The 286-nt window shown below is 73.1% G+C and carries 1 protein-coding gene; it reads left to right on the forward strand.

What is annotated here, in order from left to right:
- Positions 1-286 (forward strand): hypothetical protein (locus ACLQ2W_RS33980; RefSeq protein WP_425792004.1); only part of this gene is annotated, 286 nt, incomplete at both ends.

Below are 286 nucleotides of genomic sequence, written 5' to 3' on the forward strand. Positions count from 1 at the left end.
GACCTCGATGGCCGACCCCGACACCCCCGACACAGACGTGTGGCTACCCGCGCTGCGAGCTGAGCGGGACGAGCCGCGGACACTGCTGACCGCAGTCGCGGGCGTTCACGTGCACGGCGGAGCGGTGGACTGGCCGACGCTGCTCGGCACGAGCGCCGGTCCGGCCGAGGCGACGGGCGTGGGCGGGGCCATCGCGCTGCCGGCTGAGTTGCCGACCTATCCGTTTCAGCGTCAGCGGTTCTGGCCGGTGGTGCGGGGTGTGTCGGTGGGGGGTGTGGATGGTGGG

It is taken from the genome of Micromonospora sp. DT227 (assembly GCF_049841835.1).
GTDB lineage: Bacteria > Actinomycetota > Actinomycetes > Mycobacteriales > Micromonosporaceae > Micromonospora.